This is a genomic window from Endozoicomonas sp. ONNA1 (assembly GCF_024606325.1).
GTDB lineage: Bacteria > Pseudomonadota > Gammaproteobacteria > Pseudomonadales > Endozoicomonadaceae > Endozoicomonas_A.
The window spans coordinates 1-1,139 of the sequence record NZ_JAHHPN010000624.1 but is presented as its reverse complement, the minus strand read 5'-3'; the positions used below and the strand labels follow the sequence as shown (position 1 = coordinate 1,139).

The 1,139-nt window shown below is 53.2% G+C and carries 1 protein-coding gene; it reads left to right on the top strand.

Translation table 11 applies throughout. The features are described from left to right. Nucleotides 1–1,139, top strand: a 1,139-nt coding sequence (locus tag KDK19_RS14605; protein ID WP_257292246.1) for a PEP/pyruvate-binding domain-containing protein, incomplete at both ends; no start/stop codon positions are given.

Here is a 1,139-nt window from a genome sequence, read left to right as displayed (position 1 = left end):
CACCGATGAAGAGATCTGTGAAGCGGGTTATATCGAACAGAGCACCACGGCAACCACGGATGTAAAAGACATCATGCTGGCTGATGAGATATTGCAAAAACTGCAGAAATACGCAGAACAGCTGGAAGATATGTTCTGTTGTCCGGTAGATATTGAGTTCGGCGTGGATGACCAGCAGCAACTTTACCTCTTCCAGTGTCGGCCAGTGACCCGGCTGCCGGGCAACACCCATTTCTCTGCCGCAGCTCCCTCCCTGCCGCTGGCTGGAGGCATTATGGTCAGTGAAGGTTGCCGCAGTGGTGTGGCCCTGGTGGTCACCGAACCGGTCAACGCAGAACAGATTCCGCCCAGTACCATTCTGCTTTCCGATCACGCCAGTGACTGGATGCTGGCACCGGATATTTTGCGACGTTTGGGCGGCTGCGTATTCAGACAAGGGGGCACCAACGATCATGTTGCCATCACCCTGCGTCAGGCGGGTATACCCTGCCTGTTGGCTGGTTCTCAGTATTCTGAGGCATCAGCACAAGCCAGCGGACAACAGGTAACACTGGTGGCAGGCAGCTTTGTCGGCAGCCCCGGAGCCTGTTTGCTAACCGGCGACCAGTCTGCTTACTGGCAGGCCCATAGCACCACTTCGAGACAGGATATTATCAGCTCACCCGCGATCGGTGCTGCTGAACCACCGAACTTCAACAGGGTCGACACAGGTTTTGGCTGGCTGAATCGCCAAAATAACCGGTTGCTAGAGTATTTTCACCCTGATCGCCCAATAAGTCGCTGCCTTGCCCCTGGTCGAAGTAAGGCAATCAGCATGTCAGCAAACAGATCGGATCTATTACCACAACTTGTCATGGAGATACTTCGGCTGCAGAACGATTTGCAACGATTTGTATCCGGTTATCTGCGCTTTTTGGATCTGGCTGCTGAGCCCAAACCGGACGCAATACCATCCGAAGTCCAGCCCTTTATCAATGAACTCCCGTTCCTCGTTGAACAATGGAGATACTTGAAGGATGCCATTAATGATCTGCGCTCAAAAGTGCTCTTGCCGCTGACTACCAAAGGAGAATTGCCCGCCCGACGGACGAATTTCAGACAATGGCTGAGAGATTGCCAGACCTTGCTGGATAAATTGC